General features: G+C 45.8%; 18 protein-coding genes and 1 tRNA gene. 3 read left to right on the forward strand and 16 right to left on the reverse strand.

All coding sequences use genetic code 11. The annotated features are described in order from the left end of the window. Positions 1-219: 219 nt before the first annotated feature. The 11 genes from CCC70_RS09345 to CCC70_RS09395 all read right to left on the reverse strand — a co-directional run bounded on the left by CCC70_RS09345 (position 220) and on the right by CCC70_RS09395 (position 9,682). Positions 220-307 (reverse strand) — tRNA-Ser (locus CCC70_RS09345). A 798-nt stretch (positions 308-1,105) separates the two neighbouring features. Next, a complete protein-coding gene (locus CCC70_RS09350; RefSeq protein ID WP_287084719.1) occupies positions 1,106-2,791 on the reverse strand; it encodes a sulfate adenylyltransferase subunit 1 in 1,686 nt (561 codons plus the stop codon). A gap of 1 nt (position 2,792) precedes the next feature. Next, a complete protein-coding gene (cysD, locus tag CCC70_RS09355) occupies positions 2,793-3,695 on the reverse strand; it encodes a sulfate adenylyltransferase subunit CysD (protein WP_173738052.1) in 903 nt (300 codons plus the stop codon). 56 nt (positions 3,696-3,751) lie between these two features. Further along, entirely contained in the window at positions 3,752-4,063 is a 312-nt protein-coding gene (locus tag CCC70_RS09360) for a 4Fe-4S dicluster domain-containing protein (RefSeq protein WP_015526617.1), read from the reverse strand. Next, positions 4,047-5,753, reverse strand: a complete 1,707-nt coding sequence (locus tag CCC70_RS09365; RefSeq protein ID WP_330577168.1) for an adenylyl-sulfate reductase subunit alpha — start codon at positions 5,751-5,753, stop codon at positions 4,047-4,049. The genes CCC70_RS09360 and CCC70_RS09365 overlap by 17 nt, the downstream gene beginning before the upstream one ends. A 5-nt stretch (positions 5,754-5,758) precedes the next feature. Continuing rightward, a complete protein-coding gene (locus CCC70_RS09370; protein WP_059086473.1) occupies positions 5,759-6,175 on the reverse strand; it encodes a M67 family metallopeptidase in 417 nt (138 codons plus the stop codon). A gap of 76 nt (positions 6,176-6,251) precedes the next feature. After that, on the reverse strand, positions 6,252-7,058 hold the full coding sequence (gene thiF, locus CCC70_RS09375; RefSeq protein ID WP_015526615.1) for a thiazole biosynthesis adenylyltransferase ThiF: 807 nt from the start codon (positions 7,056-7,058) through the stop codon (positions 6,252-6,254). After that, on the reverse strand, positions 7,058-7,267 hold the full coding sequence (gene thiS, locus CCC70_RS09380; protein ID WP_021650460.1) for a sulfur carrier protein ThiS: 210 nt from the start codon (positions 7,265-7,267) through the stop codon (positions 7,058-7,060). Before thiS (CCC70_RS09380) ends, thiF begins: the two co-directional genes overlap by 1 nt. 12 nt (positions 7,268-7,279) lie before the next feature. Beyond that, a complete protein-coding gene (locus CCC70_RS09385) occupies positions 7,280-7,525 on the reverse strand; it encodes a sulfurtransferase TusA family protein (protein ID WP_015526613.1) in 246 nt (81 codons plus the stop codon). Continuing rightward, entirely contained in the window at positions 7,518-8,381 is an 864-nt protein-coding gene (locus CCC70_RS09390; RefSeq protein ID WP_287084721.1) for a 4Fe-4S binding protein, read from the reverse strand. Before CCC70_RS09390 ends, CCC70_RS09385 begins: the two co-directional genes overlap by 8 nt. A 62-nt stretch (positions 8,382-8,443) precedes the next feature. Further along, a complete protein-coding gene (locus tag CCC70_RS09395) occupies positions 8,444-9,682 on the reverse strand; it encodes an O-acetylhomoserine aminocarboxypropyltransferase/cysteine synthase family protein (RefSeq protein WP_287084749.1) in 1,239 nt (412 codons plus the stop codon). A 304-nt stretch (positions 9,683-9,986) separates the two neighbouring features. On the opposite strand from CCC70_RS09395, the gene CCC70_RS09400 reads away from it, so the two are divergent. From CCC70_RS09400 to CCC70_RS09410, 3 genes are all read left to right on the forward strand, one after another. Beyond that, positions 9,987-11,177, forward strand: coding sequence for a sensor histidine kinase (locus CCC70_RS09400; RefSeq protein ID WP_278604016.1), 1,191 nt, complete (start codon positions 9,987-9,989; stop codon positions 11,175-11,177). Then, complete coding sequence (locus tag CCC70_RS09405) at positions 11,178-11,891, forward strand: response regulator transcription factor (RefSeq protein ID WP_278604015.1); 714 nt, start codon at positions 11,178-11,180, stop codon at positions 11,889-11,891. A gap of 199 nt (positions 11,892-12,090) precedes the next feature. Further along, a complete protein-coding gene (locus tag CCC70_RS09410; RefSeq protein ID WP_287084722.1) occupies positions 12,091-13,401 on the forward strand; it encodes a hypothetical protein in 1,311 nt (436 codons plus the stop codon). Positions 13,402-13,505: 104 nt separating this feature from the next. Here CCC70_RS09410 and CCC70_RS09415 read toward each other — a convergent pair whose 3' ends face one another. The 5 genes from CCC70_RS09415 to thiS (CCC70_RS09435) form a co-directional block, all read right to left on the reverse strand. Beyond that, a complete protein-coding gene (locus CCC70_RS09415; protein ID WP_287084723.1) occupies positions 13,506-14,522 on the reverse strand; it encodes a sulfate ABC transporter substrate-binding protein in 1,017 nt (338 codons plus the stop codon). Between the two features lie 232 nt (positions 14,523-14,754). After that, on the reverse strand, positions 14,755-14,964 hold the full coding sequence (locus tag CCC70_RS09420; RefSeq protein WP_278604013.1) for a hypothetical protein: 210 nt from the start codon (positions 14,962-14,964) through the stop codon (positions 14,755-14,757). A 55-nt stretch (positions 14,965-15,019) separates the two neighbouring features. Next, a complete protein-coding gene (thiH, locus tag CCC70_RS09425) occupies positions 15,020-16,261 on the reverse strand; it encodes a 2-iminoacetate synthase ThiH (protein WP_118515990.1) in 1,242 nt (413 codons plus the stop codon). 166 nt (positions 16,262-16,427) lie between these two features. Further along, positions 16,428-17,213, reverse strand: coding sequence for a thiazole synthase (locus CCC70_RS09430; RefSeq protein ID WP_015526604.1), 786 nt, complete (start codon positions 17,211-17,213; stop codon positions 16,428-16,430). A gap of 179 nt (positions 17,214-17,392) precedes the next feature. Then, positions 17,393-17,596 (reverse strand): sulfur carrier protein ThiS, encoded by a 204-nt coding sequence (gene thiS, locus CCC70_RS09435; protein ID WP_118515991.1) that lies wholly within the window; start codon positions 17,594-17,596, stop codon positions 17,393-17,395. Positions 17,597-17,706: the final 110 nt, after the last annotated feature.

Consider the following 17,706-nt stretch of genomic DNA (forward strand, 5'->3'; position numbering starts at 1 on the left):
CACTGTTTAGTTATCAAGGTTTGTTGTGTCTGTCTCTCAGACAGCTCGTTTATTTTATCTCATCTCAAATCGTTTGTCAAGTACTTTTTTCAACTTTTTTCAAACTCTTTTTTGATGAATCTCTGTCTCGCTGACAGCTTGTTTACTTTATCACATCCACAAGCGTTTGTCAACAAGTTTTTCATTTTTTTGAAAAATTTATTTTTTTCAAAAAAATAACGGAGAAGGAGGGATTTGAACCCTCGCGCCGCGTTAGCGACCTATACCCTTAGCAGGGGCACCTCTTCGGCCTCTTGAGTACTTCTCCAGACTCCGAACTTATAATTTCTTATTAAATTGGAGTGCATTTCTTCTGTGTTTTCATCCGAAACGCATGGTTAATTATATCCGAAAGATATAAGTTTTGTCAACACCTTTTTTTCATTTTTTTTACATTAATTTTATCTTAGCGCGATTGACCAATCATATTATCCCCTTAGACAGGTGGCTACGCACGACACGCTGTCCGTGTGGACAGCGCAGGGGAAGTCCATCTCAGAGTTCCGAAGTCCGAGGGCTTCCCTGCCCCCCACCCTCTTGGGCACGGAACAAGCGCTACATCTTCGATATATAATGCGACTGACTTTTATTGTGGAATCTTATGCCAAGCTGATTACTGTCTGAGCCGATATTATTCCGGAACGTTGTGCCGAGCTGATTCTTAGATACAACATTCCTCCTGAACAATTTCTGTATGACACTCTACTGCCATGCATCATTGAATACTATCTCGAACTGTTCACTTTCCGCAACCGGCCTGTATGCACAGCCGAGGAGCTGGCATATGAGCGGGGCGCTCTGCAGGAGGTGTGACAACTACTTAGGCTCTGGAAGGTGGCGTTGTTTTTCAAAAGTTCGCTGTCTGAGCGCAGCGAGTTCGGACTTTTGGAAAACGCTTTTAGCCACCTTTCAGAGTCTTAGTAGTTTCCACCGACGAAGCCTGTCCCGCCCATATGCCAGCTCCTCGGCGTCCGTCAAACCACGAAATCCCGCAACCCCCAAAGAAAAGAGGCCGCACATGCAGCCTCTTACACACATAACTATAGAAACTATAAGTAACCCAACATCAGATCATCCAGAAATTATCCGTGCAGACAATCCTCCTGTAAGTCTCAAACTTAAACCACTTATTATGAAACTCCGACTTATTATCAGCAGCCTCAAACTCCCTCAAAAACATCTGATAATCATCATTACTGCGGATCTCCAGGGCAAAACCTCTCTCATCCACAACAGGAAGCCCCATAAACACATACTCATCCAGCGGAATAATATCCTGCACCCTCTTATCACGGATCAGAACAGCCGCGCTATCCTCCAGAGAAACAATATCAAAATAGCCCGGATACTCAAAGCTGTCACCCTCAACAGGCACCACATCCCCTACATAATAAGTCTTAACCTCTTTATCCGCCTTGGAAAGCAGCGCATTCTCAAGGTTAAAATAAAACTCCTCAAAAACATAACCGCCAACCTTCACATCATCCTTCTGGAAATAAGGCTTCTCCCCCTCAGTATCAACCGCTTCCACAACACCACATGCAGAAGTCATATGACTCACACGGTCGATCAGGATCAGCTCACCAAGAGTCTTATTCCTCTTAAACTCATCCAGCACAACCTTATCAGAAAGACCGATTTTGCAAAGAGCGATCTCATTCTTCTCGATCGTATCCGCATGCAGATGCTCCCCGGTATTTACATCCGTCTTAAACTCAATACTCTTAACCACACCTGCGATCTTCTTGGTACCAAGCTTCACAAGATACTCCTTGCCCACTTCAAGCCTGGAATCATCCATCCATAGAAGCGTAGCCTCAAAGCCCTTTGCAACAGGGATCTCATTATTATTGGTAAGAACACATCCACGGCTTACATCCACCTCTTTATCCAACTGTATCGTAACAGCCTGGCCGGCAACAGCCTCTTCACGATCGTCACTGCCCACCAGGATCGTCTTAACAGCCGCTGTCTCGTTGCTTGGAAGCGTTGTGATGATATCGCCTACATGAACCCGGCCACTCTCGATCTGGCCCTGGAAACCGCGAAATTCATGGTTTGGACGAGAAACACGCTGAACAGGCAGATAAAACTCGCTGACATTCTCAGCCTCTGAAACATCCACAGTCTCAAGATGCTCCAGAAGAGCTTTCCCCGTATACCAGGGCATATTCGGAGACTTCTTCGTTACGTTATCACCCTCTGTAGCACTGACAGGAATGATCACAACATCCTGAAGCCCCAGAGTCTCAGAAAGCTCATTGATATCCTTTACGATCTCATTAAAACGACTCTCACTGTAATCAACAAGATCCATTTTGTTAACAGCAAATACAAAATGATGGATACCCATCAGAGCGCAGATACGTGCATGACGCCTTGTCTGCACCAGAACCCCCTGCTTCGCATCCACAAGAATAATGGAAAGCTGAGCAAAGGAAGCTCCAACCGCCATGTTCCTTGTATACTCCTCATGTCCGGGAGTATCCGCAACGATAAAGCTTCTTTTATCGGTTGTAAAATAACGATACGCAACATCAATGGTGATTCCCTGCTCACGTTCTGCCATCAGGCCATCCAGAAGAAGAGAATAATCAATGGCACCACCTCTGGAACCTACCTTGCTGTCCAGAAGAAGGGCTTTTTCCTGGTCCGCATATAAAAGCTTGGAATCATAAAGAATATGACCGATCAGTGTAGATTTTCCATCATCTACACTTCCGCAAGTGATAAATTTCAGTAATCCGCTCATCCTAGAAGTACCCCTCTCTCTTTCTTTTTTCCATACTTGCAGCTCCTCCGTCGGAATCAATAACACGTGTGGTTCTCTCAGATTCCACAGAGCTTAAGGTCTCGTCAATGATCTCGTCCAGTGTCTCCGCGTCAGACTCGATACCACCTGTCAGAGGATAGCATCCGAGAGTACGGAAACGGACCTTTTTCATCTGCGGCTCCTCACCCGGGTTCAGGCGCATCCTGTCGTCATCCACCATGATAATATTTCCGTCTCTGTATACAATCGGACGCTCTTTTGCAAAATAAAGAGGAACGATCGGGATATTTTCTCTCTTAATGTACTGCCAGATATCCGTCTCAGTCCAGTTGGAGATCGGAAAAACACGGATGCTTTCGCCTTTATTGATCTCCGTATTATAAAGCTTCCACATCTCCGGACGCTGGTTCTTCGGATCCCAGGCCTGCTCTGCATTACGGAAGGAGAAGATACGCTCTTTTGCACGGCTTTTCTCCTCGTCACGACGACCGCCGCCAAAAGCAGCTGTGAAACCATATTTCTTAAGAGCCTGCTTCAGTGCTTGCGTTTTCATGATATCTGTGTATGCGGAGCCGCTGTCAAAAGGATTGATACCCTGCTTCACACCATCCTGATTAATGTACTCAAGCATTTCGATTCCCAAATCCTTCGCGGTTTTGTCACGAAACTCTATCATCTCTTTAAATTTCCATGTTGTATTTACGTGAAGAAACGGAAATGGCGGTTTCTCCGGATAAAAAGCCTTCATTGCAAGATGAAGCATTACAGAACTGTCTTTTCCTATAGAATAAAGCATTACCGGCTTCTCGCACTCTGCTGCAACTTCACGGATGATATAAATTGCCTCTGCTTCCAGCTCATCCAAATGTGATAATCCACTCATATCTGATCTCATCCTCCTGTTCCGGCCGCCAGAACCGGCAGCACTTATCTTCTGGTCTAATATTTATTCGAATTCCGTCGATCCACATCGATCACGGATGTAGAACCGTCCGTTTTTGTAATGATCCAATGAAGGATATCCCCTTCGCTTTTTACATTCATGATACTTCCGTTCCCGCCGATATCCGCACCAAGGAAAAAGTCGATGGCACCGGCTTTACATTCCTTTACACAGGAAACGCAGCCCCAGCAGTTTTTCGGATATTTCATCACGGCTTTTTTGTCTTCCATGACGATCAGGGTTCCCGGACATACTTCACTGCATTTTCTGCAGCCAACACATTTTTTCTGATCAATTCGTATGCTCATATGTGTCCTCCTTTACAATGTCGCGAAAAATCATCCTGATCTCGCCGTTTTCCAGTTTCGAATTTACATATTTATAAAATTTCTCATCTGTTTCCGGATGATCCAGATTTTCGTTAAAAGAATGCCATCTGGTCTCTTTGCGGTTTTTCAGATGAGCGATCAGTGAACGGCACACAATGAGACGCTCACGAAGTTCATATGCAAACATCAGCTCATGCATATCTGCTGCCGCTGTTTTTTCGGCAAGAGCCTGAAGCTGAAGGATTTTTTCATCTGCAAGAGCAAGCTGCTTCTCATTAAACTGATAATTAGAAGCAATTCCTCCCGCATATTCATCCATGACTTTCTGCATGGCTTCTTCCAGCTCTTCCACGGAAAATGCCGGTGCGTCTTCATTTCGGAACTTTTCGTACTGGGAAAGAATCTCCTCTTCCTGAACCTTGATCTCGGTCTCAGTCTGAACATCTGCTTCCTTCAGAGTTCCGGCCTTAAACTGTTTCACCATATCCAATGCTGCAAGCTTTCCTTCTGCAAGAGCTCCTGTTACATATTTCTGCGGACATCCACCTGCAACATCACCAGCTGCATAAAGACCTTTCACCGTGGTTTCACGGCCTGTATTTACCCAGTAGCCGCTGGCTGTATGACCGCCTACGATATACGGCTCTGTTCCCTGGATCTCCACATCCTGCTCGCTGGGGCTCTTTCCGCTTTCGATCCATTTCAGAGTCTGGCTCGGTGCCATGTTGAGATAAGCCTTCAGAAGATCTTCATCCTGTTCCTTCGTGATCCCTGTAGTCTTCAGGTAACACGGGCCGTGGCCAAGCTGATTTTCCCGAACTGTTCCGTAAACTCTCTCGCTTGTGGTCAGTCCGTATTTTGTCTCATAGATCTCGCCAGCTGCATTGATCTGTTTTGCGCCGACACCCTGTGCGATGGTTCCCGTAGGAGCAATGGTATCCTTGCAGCGAAGTGCGATAAAACGCATCTCAAAGGACGTCATCTCCGCACCTGCCAGGATTCCCATTGCGTATCCGGCACCTGTGTTAAACGGCGGATACCACATCTTATGTCTGGAAAATCCCGGATTGTTCGGCTTATAAAGTCCGGCCGCTCCGCCTGTTGCAGCAAGAACTGCCTTTGCCCGGATAATGTATGCGGTTTCTTCCATAATAGAGAAACCAACCGCTCCGTAAACCTGTCCGTCTTTTACAAGAAGGTCTGTGATATTTACATAATTCAGAACGTCTACGTTCTCAGCTTTATGAACTGCATTAGCAAGAAGTGGTTTAAAATTTTCACCGTTGATCTTGATGTTACGGTTTCCTCTGGCTACATAATCACCATTTTCATCCTTCAGGATCACAAGCCCAAGCTTTTCCATCTTTGCAGTAACTTCGTTGAAATTCTCCGCTGCTGTAAGAAGAAGGTCCTGCCTTACGATACCGGCAGCATCTTTTGTGGCATAATCTACATAATCCTGCGGCTTGCGGCCTTTTACGATGTAGGCATTGATGGCATTAACACCTGCTGCCAGACAGCCGCTTCGTCTGATATTTGCTTTTTCTGCGATCAGTACCTTGCCGGCTTTCTGTTCTGAGAGAACCAGCGCCGCATAGCAGCCTGCGGTACCTCCGCCTATGATCAGCACATCTGTTGTAATTTCCTTTGTGTTTAATCTGTTTTTCATACTCATCACTCTGTTATCTGAAGCTCATGTACAGTTACATTTTTCTCTTTATCTACGCCAAAGGCCTTCAACACCGGATTTTCTGCATCCATAAGGGAGAGGATCAGATATTCGATATTCGGGTCAAATGCAAGTCGTTTATCTTCTTCAGAAGGCCTTGACGGAGACTCCGGATGAGAATGAAAGTTTCCGATCATCTGATATCCGTTCTGACGGATATCCTTGATCGCGCTCAGCTGTTCCTTCGGGTCCATGGAAAAGTGTTCGTTGCTTTCATCGATATTTGTCAGCAGATACACCTTCTCGATGGTTTTTACATCGTCCTCAATGGTCCCGCCCAGAAGGCCGCAGGACTCATTGGGAAGTCCTTTTCTGCAGTGGTCTAATATTTTCTCGTAATCTTCTTTTTTTAATTTCAGCATTTCTTCGCAGCCTCCAATGGGTTTCTATACTTATTTATACTGCCTGCACCAGCAGACACTTTTGCCTTCTATATTATCAGTGTTTCAGCTCACACACAGCCTGCTCATAATCGATCAGCTCTGTGATCGTCGGATCATCGCCGCATACCGGGCAATGATGATTCTTCGGAAGCTTCACGGTACGGAATGTCATCTTCAGCGCATCGTAGGTAAGAAGTCTTCCTGTAAGAAGATCACCCTGTCCGATGATGTACTTGATCGCTTCCATTGCCTGAAGGCTTCCGATCACTCCGCCCATGGCTCCGATCACGCCAGCCTGCTTACAGGTCGGTACGGCATCCTTTGGCGGCGGGCTCTGGAACGCACATCGGTAGCATGGGCCCTGTCCCGGAACGTAAGTCATCAGCTGTCCCTGGAAACGGATGATCCCTGCATGTGAAAACGGTTTCTCAGCCATTACACAGGCATCGTTGATCAGGAATTTTGCAGGAAAGTTGTCTGTTCCGTCAAGAATGAAATCGTAATCTTTGATCAGATCCATGATGTTGCTGGAATCTACAAAGGTATGATATGTATTTACAGTAACGTCCGGGTTGATTGCTTTCATGGTCTCAGCCGCAGACTCTACCTTCAGTTTGCCGACATCTGCAGTTGTGTGGATGACCTGTCGCTGAAGATTGGAAAGATCTACCTCATCTGCATCCGCGATCCCGATGGTTCCCACACCTGCTGCTGCAAGGTAAAGGGCTGCCGGTGCTCCAAGTCCGCCGGCTCCGATGATCAGAACCTTGGCATTCAGAAGCTTTTTCTGACCTTTTACTCCAACCTCTTTCAGGATGATATGGCGGGAGTACCGCTCAAGCTGCTCATTTGTAAAAGCCATTATCTTGCGCCTCCTCCCATGTAGTACAGGAACTCAACAACGTCGCCGTCCTTTACCTCTGTTTCCGGAACGTCTGCCTTGCTGATGAATTCATCGTTGATAGTTACGGTTACATACTCAGGACTTTCAATATCCTCTTTCTCAATAAGCTCTGTAAGCTTCAGTCCGTCTTCGTACTCTTTTTTATTTCCTGCAACTGTGATTGTCATTTCTCTGTTCTCCTATTCTTCAACTTTTCTTACGATCAGTGTATAAGTTCCGTCTTCGTTGTCCTCGAGCTTCAGGATCTGATGTCCTTCTTCCTTCACGCTTCTCGGCACATTCTGTACCGGCTCGCCATCGTTCATTTTGATCGCCAGGATCTGTCCGTCATCCAGCTCCTCAAGTGCTACCTTTGCTTTTACAAAGGTTACCGGGCAGACCACATCGGTAATATCTACTGTATCATCAATTTTAATATCAGCCATTGTATGCTCCTTTCAAAACTTCCTGAAGTTTTTCAGCGCCTACCCGGTCGATGGTAAATTTAAAACGCTCTCCCGGATTTACATGATCATCAAAGAACTGGATTGCTGCATCGGTCACTCTGAAAAGTTGCTCCTCAGAGGTGATCAGCGGAAGAAATTCCTGTCCCTTGCTGATGTGATTTCCAAACGTTCCGCCAAAGGAAACGATATATGCTTCGTTTACATCCCATGCATCCACAGGACAGGATTTTGCACACCTGCCACAGTAGTTACATTTCTCTGTATCGATCACCAGCTTGTCATCCTCAAAAGAGATGGCGTTTTCTCTGCAGGCTTTTTCACAGACTCCACAGTGGATACATGTATCTTCTTTCCAGCTGACCTGTGCTGCTCCTTTGATTCCTACATCGTTCTCCTCTGCTTTCAGACAGTTGTTCTGACATCCGGTAACACCGAATTTGAATTTATGAGGAAGCTCTCTTCCAAAATATCTCTCATTTAATTTCACCGCAATGTCATAGCTGTTGATGTTTCCGCTTGGACAGACTGCGTTACCCTGGCAGGCTGTAACTGTACGGACTCTCGGTCCGCAGACACCAGGTTTGCATCCGCCTTTCGCAAGATCATCTTTTACATCATCAATATCATCTAATTTAATGAATGGGATCTCAACTCCCTGTCTGGAAGTAAGATGTACATATCCGTCACCATATTTCTCAGCTACTTCTGCGATTTTCTTAAGGTTTTCTGCTGTAAGCGTACCGCCTACACAGGCAAGACGAAGAGAAAAATTATTTTTCTGCTTCTGTCTCATGAAACCACCTTTTTTTAATGTAGCGTAATCTACTTTTGCCATAACGAACTCTCCATTTCTCTGCTGGTGCAGCTCTTAGTACATCGTTTTCGGTGTACCAGATTTTATCGGTTATTTTCTATCGCTTGTTTGAAATCTTCTTTTAAATCTTCAACATCTTCAATTCCCACACTGATACGGATCAGATCCTCGAATACTCCGGACTGCAGCTTCTCTTCGTCGGAGATGTGTGCCGCGATGGTGGATTCCGGATGGATCACCAATGTCTTCGTATCTCCGATATTGGAGATGATCAGCGGGATCTTCAATGAATTAATAATGGAAAAAGCCTTCTCCTTGCTTCCGGTTCTTACGGTTACGATAGCTCCGTAGCCATTCCTGAACTGCTTTTCCGCAATTTCGTGATAAGGACTTTTTTCTAGTCCCGGATAATTTACTTCAATATCACCACCCAGGCCCTGTAAAAATCTCGCAAGCTCCAGTGCATTGTCACACTGTCTATGCATTCGAAGTCCCAGGGTTTCCAGTCCCAGATTATTAAGGAAAGCATTCTGCGGAGCAAGACACGCGCCAGTGTTCCGGAAAAGTCCGTTTCTAAGCTTGGCGATGTATGCAAATGGTCCGAATTTCCGGTATGGAGCAAGTCCCGGATATCGGTCAGGGTCCCATTTCAGACCCTTACCACAGACAAGAATACCGCTGATGGCATCGCTGCTTCCATTGATATATTTGGAAGAGGAATGAACCACAATGTCAGCTCCAAGCTTCAATGGCTGGATCAGATACGGGGTTGCCACCGTGTTGTCTACGATCAGCGGTACGTCATGCTTATGTGCCACTTCCGCAACTGCCTGGATATCGGTAACATCCAGCTTTGGGTTGCCAATGGTCTCCGCAAAAACAAGTCGCGTCTTCTCTGTGATCTCTGCCTCAAAAGCTTCCGGCTTATTCTCTTTCACATATTTTACGGAAATCCCGAAAGGCTTCAGATCATCGAACAGTTCCACGGTTCCGCCGTACAGTCCGCAGGCTGCCACGATCTCGTCTCCCGCCTGAAGAATGTTCAGAAACGCATTGGTCAACGCTGCCATTCCGGATGCACAGGCCACACTGCCGATCCCATCCTCCAGCATGGTCACTCTTTTCTCAAAGGACTCTACCGTAGGATTGTTGATCCTTGTATAGGAGAAGCCCATTTTTTTATTGTCAAAAATTTTCTCCAGGTCTTCCGCGCTGTCATGTCGGAATGCGCTGCTCTGATAGATTGGAACCTGTGTTGCACCCTGTGGATATTTCTCGTTGGTGCCGTGGAGCAGTCCTGTATTAAAGCCGTATTCGTTCATAGCCTCTTCCCTTTCTTTTGTTGACACTTATATTAACCTACTATTCATAGTATGTCAATAGGAAAAAGGGATTAAATGTATTTTTTTGTGTACACAACTATACGACAGCATGATACAATTATAACAGTTACGATAATTACAGCACCAAAAGAAAGATGCCCGCAGGCATACAAACCTACATTAAGAACAGGAGGTGATCCCTATCAATATAAACCCGAAGCTCCGGAATATTTTTCACTCTTTATTCAGTCCCACCCTTGATTTCCGCGTCCGGCTGTTCAACATCCTCGCCTTGGGAGGTACTGTGATCAGCCTGATCATGGCCTTTCTCAGTCTCGGGACCGGTTCCTGGGGAAATGTACTGATCAATTTTGCGCTGGTTGCAATCTCCGGAGGGCTTTTTCTTTATTCCTATTACAGTGGAAAATATCAGCGCTGCTACCTGATCACCATTGTCGTGATCTTTCTGCTCGTTTTTCCGGTGATGTTTTTTACCAGCGGCGGTTATCGTGGCGGCATGCCGGCATTCTTTGTGTTTGCTATTATTTTTACCGTGCTGATGCTAGAAAAAAGACGCGCTCTGATCGTTTCCCTGCTGGAGATCCTCCTTTATATGGGACTGTGTCTGGTTGCATACCATTTCCCGGACACTGTAACTCCTTTTGCCACGGAAACAGACCGGCTGGCAGATATCCTTCTGGCGTTTGTCTCTGTAAGTATTGTCTGCGGCAGTGTTCTCTATTTTCATCTGAAGGAATATAACCAGCAGCAGCTCCTTCTGGAGGAACAGAATCTGCGACTGCGCTCCCTTGATAATGCCAAGTCCACCTTCCTGACCACCGTTGCCCATGAGATTAAAAATCCTCTGAGTTCCATTTCCCTCCACGCGCGGGACACCTCCGAGCTCCTTGAGGAAGAGCCTCTGGATTTCTCTCTTATGCAGGAAAATCTCCGCACCATTGAACAGTCGGTAATGCGGATCGACCGGATCGTGCTGGATCTGATGGATACAGTTTCCATTGAACAGGGACGGCTTGCCCTTTCCCTTGTCCCATCAGATCTGTCCTGTCTTTTGTATTCTGTAAAAAAAGACTACTGCAGTCATCCAAGCTTAAAGAACAATCAGCTGGTCCTTACGACACAATCCGGACTCCCGAAAATCTCTGCTGATCCGGAACGGCTGATCCAGGTTGTCACCAATCTGATCTCCAATGCAGAGCGTCACACCCAAAACGGAACCATCACCATTTCTCTTACCGGCGAACCGGGCTGGCAGACCATCTGCGTCTCTGACACCGGAACCGGCATGTCAGAAGAAATGCGAAAAAACGCACTCAGGGGTTATGTTTCCGCTGATAAGGATTACTGGCGGCACGGCATAGGCCTCTATGTCTGTCATCAGATCATCACTGCCCATGGAGGCAAAATATGGCTGAAAAGTAAAGAAGGCGAGGGAACTCAGGTGTTCTTCTCACTTCCGGAGGAGGAATCATAAATGAATGAAAATAAATCACTTATCCTTATGGTCGAAGATGAAGAACAGGTGCTGAATACCAACTGCCGGATGCTGCGGCGCCGTGGCTACGATGTCCGCACTGCACAGACAGCCGCCGAAGCCTGTCATCAGCTTGAAGAACAGCTGCCGGATCTTATGATCCTGGACATTATGCTCCCGGACGGAAACGGTCTGGATATCTGCCGCCTCTTCCGCGAAAAAACCATGAATCCGGTTCTTTTTCTCACCGGAAAAAGTGATATCCGGGATCGGGTAGAAGGACTTCAACAGGGAGGCGACTATTATCTCACCAAACCTTATAATTTCGATGAATTTCTGGCCGTGATCCAGATGCTTCTGGAACGCCAGAAACGAATGGAAGAAAAAATAAAAGAAAAATTTCAGTCCTCCCGTCAGATCACCATCGGCAGCCTGCGGCTGGATCTTTCGGACGGCCATGCATATCTCAATAATGCCGACACAGGCCTTACCCGGACCGAATTCTCTCTGCTACGTCTCCTTGCAGAAAACCAGGAGAAGATTTTTTCTGCAAAGGAGCTCTACGAAGCGGTATGGGGCAGCTGTGCAGGAACAGATACCAGCACGGTACGGCGGCATATCTTTAACCTCCGGACCAAGATCGGTGCCGAAGATACCGATGAGTATGACATTGTCTCGGTTTATGGAAAGGGATATCTTTTTACCTGCCGGTAAGCCGGCCTTTTCACGATCGGATAACATATTTCCAGACCTGTACGCAGCTTTCCGTAAATGTCTCTTTTTCTTCACATTTCCGGATATCGGGATCTGTCTGTTACAATGTACTTAACAGACAGATCTTTTTTATTTGTAAAAATTTATGATCAAAGAATAGTAAGCAGCTAACTGCTGCGCAATTTATCAGGAGGTGCCTATGCATAAAAAAATTTTAGTTCTTTTAACCGGCGCGATCGCTCTTTCCATATCTGCAGTCCCGGTCCTCGCTTCTGACCCTCCAACCGATGACGGTCAGTACATCTGGCAGGATGAAAACGGAGATTACTGGTACCGCAATGGTTCCGAGGATGAATATATCGGGGAAGGTAATTATGCCCCTGACCCGGATTCCGGTGAACTGATGGAAGGCAACGATGCCGGCTGGACCGAACAGGACGGTTATTTTGAGCCTCATTATTATTATGAGGACGGCAGTGTGTGGCTGGAAGATGCCACCGGAACCACATATATTGGCTCCAGAGATAAATATTATATTGATGACTACGGCAATCTTCAGGAATATTCCGATTCTGAAACTGATTCCTCCTCCGGAGATTCTTCAGAAGAATCCTCCGATACCAGTGGAAACTCCTCCTCGCAGGATTCCGATTCTTCATACCCAAATTCCTCTTCCGATACAAACACGGAAGATTCCTCTGAATCGGAAAAGTGCGGCGAGCTTCATATGCGGGTTGGATTCCCTGCCGATGATACGATCAGAGAATCCATGCCCGAAAAAGAAGGTTATTTCGAGCAGCGTTCCGTAAATGGCGGAAAAAGCACTGCCTTTGTTTTAAAAGTACCGAATTCCTCTCTGGAGGATTCTTCCCTAAAGGGTTTTCTGGCAGAATACTATCCGGTAAAGGGTGAGATCATCACCAAAAAGGATCTTACCTTTGAATCTTATCCTGCCACGAAATATCAATACTTAACCGAAGTCAACGAAGAAGAAAAAAATGTAGATGCTCTTGTATGCCAGACTGACGATTATACATTCGGACTTTTTGTCCTGACTCCGTCAGACACCTATGATAAAGCCGCCGAAAAGGAAGCCACAGAGCTGATCAAATCCATAGATTTCGTTTACGCAGAGCGTGTGGATATGGCCATGACGGATTACTTCCAGGTCCTCACTCCGGAGCGCTGGAAATATCTCTGCCATTATGAAACAACCGAAACCGAAAATGGTGGATATAAACTGACTTATTACAATGAGGATGTTCCTGTACTGACTCTGGAAGCCAGATATTACGATGGCGAAGACCAGCCTCTGGACAGTGTATGGCAGGGCTATCTCGGCCGTATCGAAACCGTCGACGGCAAAAAATACGATCTTCTGTCCACCATCAGCCAGTACTCCAAGGACGCCTCTGATGAATGGAAGGAAATGTATGACACTTATCTGGATGTCATAAACGGGATCCGTATAATGGACGGCTGTTCCCTGACCGAAGGAAGCCATGCCTGATCCCTTGTGATTCACAATATTTACATAAAAGAAGCTGCAGACTCTGTTTTTTCACTGTTCTGCAGCTTCTTTGTGTTATTGTGTCCAACTGTATCTTCTGCTGTCTATCCTTCATAAATCTGATCAAAAATTCCTCCATCTGAGAAATGCGTTTCCTGTGCCTTTTTCCATCCACCGAAATCATCAATGGTAACAAGATTGATGTCCAGGTCAAACACATCAGAGTATTCCTTCAGAATATCCTGGTTTGACGGACGGTAATAATTATCACCGGCGATCCGCTGTGCTTCATCGGAATAGAGATAATTCAGATATTCCTCTGCCACATCTCTGGTGCCTCTTTTGTCTACGACTTTATCGACTACTGCTACAGATGGCTGTGCAAGGATGCTGATGCTTGGTGTTACGATCTCGTAGTCGTCCGGATAATCTTTTACGGAAAGATAGGCTTCATTTTCCCAGGCGATCAGTACATCACCCTGTCCGTTTTCCACGAAAGATGTCGTTGCGCCTCTGGCTCCGGTGTCCAGGACAAGTACGTTTTTGTAAAGATCTCCGATGAATTCTTTAATTTTGTCCTCGTCTCCGTTATATTTATCTTTTGCATAGGCCCAGGCTGCCAGATAGTTCCATCTTGCTCCGTCGGAGGTTTTCGGGTTTGGTGTGATCACACCTACGTCTTTTTTTACCAGATCATCCCAGTCTTTGATGTTCTTGGGATTTCCTTTTCTTACAAGGAATACGATGGTTGAAGTATAGGGAGAACTGTCTTCCGGAAATTCATCTACCCATCCGTCATCGATAAGCCCTGCATCCTGGATCGCGTCCACATCATATTCCAGTGCCAGTGTTACCACATCTGCTTCCAGTCCGTTGGCAACTTCAAGTGCCTGTTTGCCGGAGCCTCCATGGGACTGCGTGATATCCACGTCCTGGCCTGTTTTTTCCTTCCAGTGTTCCTGGAAGCTCTTGTTGTACTGTTCGTAAAGCTCTCTGGTCGGATCATAAGATATATTGGTGATGCTGACACTGTCCGCCGCATAGGTGGTTACGCCTGTAAGGCTTCCAATTGTTGCTATTGCTGCAAGAGCTGCTACTGCTAATTTCCATCTTCTTTTCATAATACTTACCTCCTGTGTTTTGCCTCGTGTTTTGTTGTTGGGGCTATTATAAACATGAGTAAGTACATATGAAAACTATTAGATTGGAAACCGTTTTCAGTAGTTTTCGGAATCAGGGATAATTTGGCGGATTTTACAGGTTTTTATGTCTGATTTTTAGCTGTTATCCATAGATTTCGCACTCTTTTTTGCATATTCTTCATCACCGTTGAAAGATTTTGTGAAAACGCAATCAACCTTGTGAATTCAGCTCTTCCAGGAGTTTTTTGCGGTAAGCTTCATCTTTGACAGCACGTTTGAGATCTTCTTTGGTCAGTTCTTCTCCATGCAGCTGCTTTTCTTTCATTCTGACAAAAACCTCATCTGCATCATTCATTCTTCCGAAACAGTTATCCACACTCACCCTGAAAAATCGCTCTTTCGGACGGATGGTTTTCCACATATTCCACAGAAGTTATCCTCGGTAGTCTGTACGATCCGATTTCGCCGCCTTCATCTCACAGATAAATATAATCATTCATCACCGGCTGCAGGCCGTGGTCTTTCAGGGCGTTGAAAACTTCGTCCACAGACCTTCCGTCGGAAATCTCAAACTGATCATCACCTTTATCCTCAATATCATCCACATGGCTTCCGATTCCTGTGCTGACACCTGCAGAGATCTTGGTTGCTGCGATATTTACCAGGTTGTCACGGACACGCTCACATTCTCTGGTGGATACGGTAATGCTTGCAAATGGCATAAACAGACGATATGCACAAACTACCTGCAAAAGCTGCGGTTCGTGTACATCCTTCGGGTTGATCCTGTCGTTGTTGATGATCGGACGAAGTCTCGGGCAGGAAAAAGCGATCTCTGCGTGTGGATATTTTCTCTGCAGAAGATATGCGTGATATCCCGTTGCAAAAGCATCCTTGCGGAAATCATCCAGTCCCAGAAGTGCCGCAAAGCCAACACCTCGCATGCCGCCTTTTAACGCACGCTCCTGTGTATTTAACCTGTATGGAAAAATCCTCTTGTGGCCTGCCAGATGCAGAGTTTCGTATTTATCAGAATTATAAGTCTCCTGGAAAACTGTCACATAATCTGCGCCGCATTTGTGAAGATATGCGTACTCATCAGAATTCATCGGATACACCTCAAGACCGACTACCTTGAAATATTTCCGGGCGATCTCACAAGCCTTTCCGATATATTCCACATTAGATTTCGTTTTGCTCTCTCCGGTAAGGATCAAGATCTCCTGGAGTCCGGTTTCTGCAATGGCTGCCATCTCTTTCTCGATCTCATCTGCATTCAGCTGTGCGCGGCGGATCTTGTTGTGGCAGTTAAATCCACAGTAAATACAGTAGTTCTCACAGTAGTTTGCAATGTAGATTGGTGTAAACATGCAGATACTGTTTCCAAAATGTTTCCTTGTTTCGATCCGTGCAGCCTGTGCGATTTCTTCCAAAAGAGGCAGCGCTGCCGGTGAAAGCAGTGCTTTAAAATCCTCCGGTGTACGGTTGTCATGAGCAAGCGCTCTCCGTACATCCGCTTCTGTGTACTTATCATAATCATATGCGTTCATTGCGGAAATAACCTGATCCATTACATCAGATTCTTCCAGTTGTTCCATATCCGGAAGGTACTTCATGTGATCGATACGGTTCTTTTTCATATCTTCCAGAATTTCTTCATTTACGATACTTTCATTAAAATGGCCGTCCTGCTGACTGGCCTGTACTGTCTCTGCCATTACTCTTATGTCGCTCCTCTCATATATTGCAGCAATACTCTGGTCCTCACTGCTGCATATCTGTAAACTCAATTTCGATTGAAACCAGACAATACCTGTGTTTCACTACACAGGCAGTGCCTGTCCCCCGCTTAGTGTTCTGCGTTCAATCATTCATTTATCAATTTTACTCATGAAGAAATCCGGTCAGTGGTGAGGATGCACTTGCACCTCTCTCCAGAGTTCTTCCCATACCGGAAAGATATGCACTTCTTCCTGCCTCAATAGCTTTCTTAAAGGCTTCCGCCATAACACGGACGTCTCCTGCAGTTGCAATGGCTGTATTTGCCATAACTGCTGCAGCACCCATTTCCATAGCCTCACATGCCTGTGACGGGCGGCCGATTCCTGCGTCCACGATGATCGGAAGGTCGATCTCGTCGATAAGGATCTGGATGAATTCTTTTGTACAGATTCCTTTGTTAGAACCGATCGGAGAGCCAAGTGGCATTACACAGGCGGCTCCTGCATTCACCAGATCTCTGGCTGCATTCAGATCCGGATACATGTATGGCATAACTACAAAGCCCTCTTTTGCAAGGATCTCTGTTGCCTTGATGGTCTCATAGTTATCCGGAAGAAGATATTTGGAATCATGGATAACTTCGATCTTTACAAAATCTCCACAGCCAAGCTCGCGGGAAAGTCTTGCAATACGGACTGCTTCCTCTGCATTTCTGGCTCCTGATGTATTCGGAAGAAGAGTAACATCCTTCGGCACATAGTCAAGAATATTGGCAAGCCCACCCTCATTTGCACGGCGCAGGGCAAGTGTTACGATCTGAGTTCCTGCTTTTTCAATACATGCTTTTACAAGCTCCAGGGAAAATTTTCCGGAACCAAGAATAAAACGGGAAGTAAACTCATGGCCTCCCAGGATCAGTTTGTCTTCATTTGTGTTTGCTGTTGTCATTTTTTATGTCCACCTTTCTGTTATTTATCTACATTGTATTTCAGCTGCAATAACTGCTCAGTTATTCAAATTTCAAGTCAGCAGTTATCTGCGATTCTGCCCATCCCACAGCCGGATATTCCTGCCCATCTTCAGACTTCTGAACAGGATTTTCTGTATCCATTCTTATTCTTTCTGTCTCAGCAGCTTCCGCCGCCCATAAACTGCAGGATTTCCACAACATCGCCATCTTTCAGTACTGTTGTATCGTAAGTCTCTCTCTTGATGATCTCTTCATTCAGCTCTACTACCACCTGCACCGGAACATAATTACATGCTTCCAGATATTCCGTTACGGTCACCGGAGCTTCCAGGGTTCTGCTTTCACCATTTACTGTGATCATAATCTCTCCTTTCCGGAAATTTCGCCAAGTTAGAAGTAATTCGCAATCTCTTCCGGTCAATCGGATATTCGCGATCCGTAAAAAAAGAGTTCACAAAGAAATACACCCGC

The organism is Blautia sp. LMAG:89 (assembly GCF_008679485.1).
Lineage (GTDB): Bacteria > Bacillota > Clostridia > Lachnospirales > Lachnospiraceae > Blautia_A > Blautia_A fusiformis.